Raw genomic sequence first — 6,507 nt, 5'->3', positions numbered from 1 at the left:
CCTGGCGGTCCATCAATGATGCTCTGCGGTCACGAGCTCGCATGCTGGCTGGGCGCGATCCGCAGCCTCATGCGGCGATCATCGACAGCCAAACCGCTCGCACGAGTGAAGCCGGTGGGGTGCGGGGTTACGACGGTGGCAAGCGGATCTCCGGTCGCAAGCGCCATTTAGTGGTCGACACCCAAGGCCTGATCCTGCACGTGCTGGTGCATCCAGCCGATGTGCATGACCGTCGCGCGGCTGAGGCGGTGTTAGCCGACCTGCGAGGCCGCTATCCCGAGGTGGAATGCCTGTTTGCCGACATGGGCTACCAAGGGTATCTGCCGAACTCGGATGGACGCTGCTGATCGTGAAGCGCCCGCGGCGCTGGGTGCGGGTGCCGGTCGATCAACCTGCGCCCGAAATGCCAGCTGGGTTTACGCTTCTGCCGCAGCGCTGGATTGTGGAGCGGACGTTCGCATGGCTGATCCGCAATCGACGCTTGGCCAAGGATTGGGAACGCCTCTCGGCCACTACCGAGACATGGATCTATCTCGCGATGAGCCGCCTTATGACCAAAAGATTAGCCCATGCAGCAGCTTAATTTCCAGACACCCTCTAGTGGTTAAATTCTAACGCTTGGTACCGACGACTTGGCCAGCACTTTGCGGAAAGCGGACATTCACACATCCTCTCTGTACTACCGGATTTGACCCATAGGCGATGTTGGCTGATCTCGGGCATATGGCTCGTGTACGGCGCAGACCTAGCAATGAGGTTGGCACCAGTGGCTCCCCAAGTGTTCTTCAGTATTCGCGCCCACACAAAGCCCGCCTAAGAAGCCATATAGACTGGCGTTTTACTGACTCGCTGCCCCGAGTGCCGATGAAGGCTTCCGAATACACTCAAATGCAACTCCATCCGGATCCATAATCGCAGTTATCGGAAATTCGCGTCCGCTTTCCCGCATGCGCGAGGGCCTATTCTGCCAGAGTTGGCTTAGCGGAATTTCGCCTCTCTCAAGCCGCCCATGCTGCCAAGACGGCAATGATCTGAGCCATCCTGTAGGGCTTCGAGATGATGATCCCTCCAGGGACAGGCTGCATCTGCTCCGCATAGCCGGTCACATACAGGACAGGCAGGTCCGGGAAGCGCTCGCGACAGGCCCGAGCCACTTCCCAGCCATTTGCTCCCGGCAGGCGAATATCGGTCAGTAGCGCATCGAGGGTGATCCCGCCTTGCAGGAACCTCAGAGCTTCCCCACCACTGCCTGCCTCAATGACCTCGTGTCCGGCGTCGTCCAACCCCGCCACAGCCATCTCGCGGACGAACTTATCATCTTCGACGACTAGAACTTACATCGCGTCCGCCCTGCCCGAGTTCCTCATTGTGGAGGCTTGTAGCTCCGATCGCTTGGGACGCAATTTAGTTCCACACATGGGCTTATCGGAAGTTAGTGCTCAGATACGGCAAAGGCCTCGGAGCGGGGTCCGAGCCCTTGCCCGTGAAGGCGAGATGCAGGCTTACGAGTGGGCTATGCCGCCATGTGTTTTCAGGAATTCTGCGGTAAGCATTTTTTGCAATTCCCGCGTCAGGGGCTCGGGATTGGCTTTGTCCCAGGTCCGTTGCTCCCTCTGAATGAACCGCTTCCTACTGCGCTTGGCTTCACTTGGAAGGTGGGCCGACAGAGGCGCGAAGCTTCGACGAAGTTGAACTTCGGTTCTCTTCCGAGATGGCAAGGCAGCCTCCATGGCCTCAGCCGCAGCTATGTCTTCCGGTGTCGGATCTGGATGACGCGTCTGCGCCTGATCCTCAATCTGCCTGAAAACTTTGTCCCTAACGCTATGGTGCTCCTTGAGGCCGGGAACATATTCAAGGAAGTAGGACTCCAGAGCGTCCTCCCCGACTTCATTTTCTCGTATATCCTGAGGAGCCTGCTTGCTCCACTTGCCCAGGTTATTCGCCATATGAACGGCAGCCTTTTTGTCTTCTCCCAATCGAGGAGGGCGGATCTATGGGAATGCGGCTATGGAGCTTCTCGAACTCGGGCGCTAGTACATGGAGAAGTACGCAGACGCATGAGCGACGAGATTGAGAGATGGAGTGCAAGATTTGGCGCTTCCTGCTTGTACTCTGTTCGGCATCACCTCAAGGCCAAGTGTGCGTACTTTCTCAACGGCGGGAAAGTCTGTGGGTTAAACAGCGCCATGGAGGCCTCAGATGGTCTTGCGACAGCCGAGGCCATATCCCTTAGCCATCGTTCGCAGTTTGCTGGCGCTGAACGGTGGACAGATTTGGGAAGCTTGATTAACCGATTGGGGATTCGTTGAACGGCGCTGACAAGTCGTAACTCCCAACGGCTTTGAGGTCCAGAGAACCAATACGCAGAAGCAGTGCCCCACCATATTCAAGGCTATAAAGAGCTCGTTGCGCCTACAGTGGGAAGCTCTAAGCCACATTGGCGCTTCGACTAAGCCCCTGAAAACGGCAGCAAAAGTTAACAATTGATTAAGAAACTCTGCTCTTGGGCAACCCATGTGTTGGAATTTGGCCACACTGTGACCAAGAACGAACCTTTCTAAGCGATAAAGGAGCTGACTCGGCTTGATCGCATGGGCTTGATCGATAATGTGGCTCCAGCGACGGGGCCACCCCAGTCGTCATTTGTAGGCTCAGCCAACTGGCGGGGCCACCAAGTCACTAGGGGAAATGGGACGTGTTTGGAGCTTCGTTGAAGTTTTCGAAGCACTAAACCCGGCCCCCCAAGGGTCTCAAAACTTTGGAGGTCAACCATGAAGCTCGTTAAGAGCCTTCTTCTCGGATCGGTTGCGGGTCTCGCCGCCGTTGCCGGAGCTCAAGCCGCCGATCTTCCCGTCGCGAAGGCCGCTGCAGTCGAATACGTTCGCGTCTGCTCCACCTACGGTGCAGGCTTCTTCTACATCCCCGGCACGGAAACCTGCCTCCGCGTCGGCGGCCGTGTCCGCGCTGAAATGCGCTACCTCGAGCCGGTCTCCCGCGAATCCGACTCGATCGGCTTCCGTACCCGCGGCCGCATCCAGCTCGACGCTCGTACCGCCACGGCTTACGGCCTGCTGCGYACGTTCGTYCGCTTCGAGATGACCCGCGACACCGGCTCGTACGGCTTCTCGTCGACGACCGCTAACGTCGATCAGGCCTTCGTGCAGTTCGGTGGYCTGACCGCCGGTCGTACGATCTCGTTCTTCGACAACACCGACCTGCCSACCGGTCACTTCGGCACGCTCCGCTTCTCGGACGCTCCGACCGTGAACGCCTTCGCCTACACCTTCTCCTTCGGCAACGGCTTCTCGGCCTCGCTCTCGGTTGAAGAAGGCCGTTATGCTCCGGTTGTTGACGCCGTGCTCATTGGAAGCGGCAGTAATCTCGAAGCCGGTCAGCGCGCTCCCGATCTGGTCGCTCAGCTGAAGTACGCTGGCACCTGGGGTACCGCTCAGCTCTCCGGTGCTGCTCACCAGATCCGTAGCGCCGTTCTTAATGGCGTCACCTACGGACCGGTTCTCGCCGGCACGATCCCGGACAMCGACTACGGCTTCGCCGTTTCGTTCCAGGGTTCGGTCAACCTCCCGACGCTTGCTCCGGGCGATGCTCTCTGGATCGCCGCGACTTATGCTGACGGCGCTCTCTCCTACCTCGGTGCTACCGGCAACATCRGTGCCCGCGGCCTGACCGGTACGGTTGTCGACGCKTTCATYGCGRCSGAYGGCGAMATCGAGACCGGCGAAGGTTGGTCGGTYGCYGGTGGTCTGCGTCACTACTGGACCCCTGAAGTTCGTCAGAACGTCTTCGGTTCGTACGCRARCATCGAGTACRGCGGCGTTCCGGCYCTGGCTGCTCCKGGYWTCRTCGCTAGCRACTTYGACTTCAMMGAGTGGCGCCTGGGCACGAACGTGATCTGGCAGCCSGTCTCCGGCCTCGACATCGGTGTGGAAGTTCTCTACGCCAATGTTGATACGGATCAGCCCCAGTTGGTTAATGGTCGYCTGCGCGACAACAACGACGTCTGGGAAGGCCGYMTCCGCGTTCAGCGCGACTTCTAATCGGACCTATCCGATCTGAAAGGGAAACCCCGGTGGAGACGCCGGGGTTTTCTTTTTGGGGCCGCAACAGATAAGGGAGCACACGTGTCAGATGAGACTTTTGCTCGCCGCGTATATTCTCGGCGGAAGGAGATGAAGCTCTCCTTGCGGGAGATTGCTCAAACCACGGGTATCGCAGCATCGACCATATCCCGAATCGAAAACGGCAAGCTTTCACCGACACTGGCCATCGCCGAGAAGCTCGCCGCAGCCCTTGATTTATCACAACAGGCTGCGTTTGAAGGGGAATCTGCCCGAGCGGATGATTTTATGGCTAGCGTGACAGCCGTCACAGGGCAGCAAACAGCAAGTATCACGACATACCGATCGCTTCGTCGTATGTTCATAAAACGGGGTGTCCGACGAGATCTAAGCAGGGTCGCTGCACAAGCCGGCTATGAAATGGTCATCCTTATGAGTGGCGCTCTAGAGCTTCATGCGAATGATGGCTTTCGGGAGAACGTGTATCCGGGGGCCTCAATCCATTGTAAGACGATTGCAGATCGCACGATTTTCGCCATTGCAACGCAAGACGCAGAGCTGCTTTGGATCAGCTTCCCAGTTCCCCTCTAAGAACTATCACACTGCAGTATTGAAAGTGGCGCTTCTACGGTGAAGGCCTCATCCAATAGGCCATCGACATCCTAGATGCCATCGACGGCAGCCAGGATCTAGAAGATTGCTGGGACAATGAGCCGGACGGACGCGGCGGGCCTGCAACCAATCCGGCAGAACCTTGGTTTCGCCCTGCCCCTCCCCCATCAAGAAACCCATCCATGAAACAAAGTATCATCCGCACGCGAGAGGCTTAGTTGAATGCTCTCGCCCTAGTTCTCGCCATTCAGGCGCTCGAGGCGCTCCAATATCTGCAGCTAGACGATATCCAGGTCATGCGGGCTCTGTTGTGGGACAGCTATCCAAGGTATGCAGTCGTGTTGGGCGCCAAGGAGTGGGTATAGCAAAGGCATCCCTAAGATGGGCTTTCCACGACCAGCGACAGCGTGACCCGCCAGACGATCTGTCCGGCCGCGTCCTTGACATCAACGGTAAAGTCGCGCCGGCCGCCACCCGGCATATTGTCCTTCACAATGTCGGGCAGGGCTTTCCTAGCCACGTCCTTGGCCACTTCAAGACCCTCTAGTTCCAGACCAATCCGGTCGGGGACGAAGCGGCCGCCGTCGTGAACATCAAAGAAGTAGCGAGGCATGGCGACCTTTTTCCCTGAAAGAATACCTACCAACTCAGGGTGGAGTGCTTTGTTCGCCGTTCCATACTCGGTATTCTGCGAATTACGTGGCCTTGTTCCGGGACCGAGCGCATACTTGTGGCGTTGGGGCGGCCTCTTGGACAGGAGGAAGCGATGGAACACCTTAACCGTCGCCATGCGCTGCTCAGTCTTGTTGTTGCGTCCACGTTCGTCCCGGCGGGGCGAGCCGCCGCGCAAAGTTCAGGTCCAGCAACGGAGGGCAAAGAGATTGGTCCCGGGGTTCGGCGCATAGACCATACCAAGCGCGAGACGATGATCCCAAACTACAAGACGGTCTCGATGCGGGACCATAGCTACCAACCGGGCGCAACCACCAGTTCGACCATGCCCAATGACATGGTCTGTCACATGCTGGAGGGCGAGCTGACGGTCGACACGGGTTCGGGGGATAATGTCTACAAGAAAGGTGACGTGTGGTCGTGCGCCAAAGGCATGCCCGAACGCAGCAAAAACACCGGCAGCGCGGTTGCGATCATGCGTATTATCGACCTGCTACCCGCATAGCATCAGGCCCCGCTTCTGCGGGGCTTCTCTTTGACTTTGAATAGAATAAACCTTACCCGCCGCTTGGCTTGCGCCTCCGGTGCGGCGCTGTTCCATAAAGCCTTCGGCGAATTACGGCTCTGTGAGCGCGATATTGCTTCTCAGGTAGATGATTGGCACGTCCATGGCCTTGGCCCATTCCAGAGCCCGTTCACGCGCCTCTTGGAGGGTGCGGTATGTAGTGTTGTTGCGCATCTGGTCGTTCGGATCGATGCCTTTTCCGGTCACAATGTATTGCTTCCCGATAGCCGGTTCGTGAATGACCTCGATGACAATACACCTCTCCGCATCTGCAGGCTTTTGGCCCTCGGTCAATTGCTTGAAGTCAGGCATGGATCCCTCCTTTGCGACTCGACAGCCGATTTTCACGTCCGATGCTTGTCTTATGATTTTTGCGTCCTGATCGAGCAAGATGAGGATACCGCCAGCGAGTCGCGAGCTCGCTGGCGGTGGGAGGGGACGGGTCGTTCCGATGCAGACCGGTGCGGGTCGAGCTAGAGTCAGACCGCCCCTCTCTTTTCCTCGTGGCCTGAACGGATACCCGGGCGTGATGGCCCGCATGACAAGCCAAGGACGCGGAAAAGATGGATCATCCTATACCAC

General features: G+C 57.9%; 9 protein-coding genes and 1 pseudogene. 6 read left to right on the top strand and 4 right to left on the bottom strand.

Annotated features, from left to right (window positions below; genetic code table 11):
- On the top strand, positions 1-347 hold a 347-nt coding region (locus ACXJKO_RS28880; protein WP_457094476.1), incomplete at its 5' end, for a transposase.
- Positions 348-349: 2 nt separating this feature from the next.
- Positions 350-583, top strand: coding sequence for a transposase (locus ACXJKO_RS28875; protein WP_457094475.1), 234 nt, complete (start codon positions 350-352; stop codon positions 581-583).
- 415 nt (positions 584-998) lie between these two features.
- Here ACXJKO_RS28875 and ACXJKO_RS28870 read toward each other — a convergent pair.
- Both ACXJKO_RS28870 and ACXJKO_RS28865 read right to left on the bottom strand, forming a co-directional pair.
- A pseudogene (locus ACXJKO_RS28870) lies at positions 999-1,322 on the bottom strand (response regulator); the annotation flags it as partial.
- 180 nt (positions 1,323-1,502) lie between these two features.
- Positions 1,503-1,946: a hypothetical protein gene (locus ACXJKO_RS28865; protein ID WP_457094474.1), complete on the bottom strand. Its 444-nt coding sequence runs from the start codon at positions 1,944-1,946 to the stop codon at positions 1,503-1,505.
- An 825-nt stretch (positions 1,947-2,771) separates the two neighbouring features.
- On the opposite strand from ACXJKO_RS28865, the gene ACXJKO_RS28860 reads away from it, so the two are divergent.
- From ACXJKO_RS28860 to ACXJKO_RS28850, 3 genes are all read left to right on the top strand, one after another.
- Positions 2,772-4,055: a porin gene (locus ACXJKO_RS28860; protein ID WP_457094473.1), complete on the top strand. Its 1,284-nt coding sequence runs from the start codon at positions 2,772-2,774 to the stop codon at positions 4,053-4,055.
- An 84-nt stretch (positions 4,056-4,139) separates the two neighbouring features.
- Positions 4,140-4,667 carry a helix-turn-helix domain-containing protein gene (locus ACXJKO_RS28855; protein WP_457094472.1) on the top strand — a complete coding sequence of 176 codons (528 nt, stop codon included), beginning with the start codon at positions 4,140-4,142 and terminating at the stop codon, positions 4,665-4,667.
- 239 nt (positions 4,668-4,906) lie between these two features.
- Positions 4,907-5,053, top strand: a complete 147-nt coding sequence (locus ACXJKO_RS28850; protein ID WP_457094471.1) for a hypothetical protein — start codon at positions 4,907-4,909, stop codon at positions 5,051-5,053.
- A gap of 11 nt (positions 5,054-5,064) precedes the next feature.
- Here ACXJKO_RS28850 and ACXJKO_RS28845 read toward each other — a convergent pair whose 3' ends face one another.
- On the bottom strand, positions 5,065-5,478 hold the full coding sequence (locus ACXJKO_RS28845) for a DUF6894 family protein (RefSeq protein WP_457094470.1): 414 nt from the start codon (positions 5,476-5,478) through the stop codon (positions 5,065-5,067).
- Between ACXJKO_RS28845 and ACXJKO_RS28840 the strand changes: the two genes are divergently transcribed.
- A complete protein-coding gene (locus tag ACXJKO_RS28840) occupies positions 5,455-5,865 on the top strand; it encodes a cupin domain-containing protein (protein WP_457094469.1) in 411 nt (136 codons plus the stop codon). The two genes, ACXJKO_RS28845 and ACXJKO_RS28840, sit on opposite strands and share 24 nt — an antisense overlap.
- 111 nt (positions 5,866-5,976) lie before the next feature.
- On the opposite strand, the gene ACXJKO_RS28835 is transcribed toward ACXJKO_RS28840, so the two are convergent.
- On the bottom strand, positions 5,977-6,237 hold the full coding sequence (locus tag ACXJKO_RS28835) for a hypothetical protein (protein WP_457094468.1): 261 nt from the start codon (positions 6,235-6,237) through the stop codon (positions 5,977-5,979).
- Positions 6,238-6,507: the final 270 nt, after the last annotated feature.

Source organism: Microvirga sp. P5_D2 (assembly GCF_054049475.1).
Note: the sequence above shows the minus strand (reverse complement) of the source record. Positions and strands in the feature narration are given on the sequence as shown.

Bases quoted from the DNA above. Each gene is read 5' to 3' on its own strand.
- ACXJKO_RS28845 (WP_457094470.1), bottom strand. From the start codon at position 5,478: ATGGCGACGGTTAAGGTGTTCCATCGCTTCCTCCTGTCCAAGAGGCCG.
- ACXJKO_RS28840 (WP_457094469.1), top strand. From the start codon at position 5,455: ATGGAACACCTTAACCGTCGCCATGCGCTGCTCAGTCTTGTTGTTGCG.
- ACXJKO_RS28835 (WP_457094468.1), bottom strand. From the start codon at position 6,237: ATGCCTGACTTCAAGCAATTGACCGAGGGCCAAAAGCCTGCAGATGCG.
- ACXJKO_RS28865 (WP_457094474.1), bottom strand. From the start codon at position 1,946: ATGGCGAATAACCTGGGCAAGTGGAGCAAGCAGGCTCCTCAGGATATA.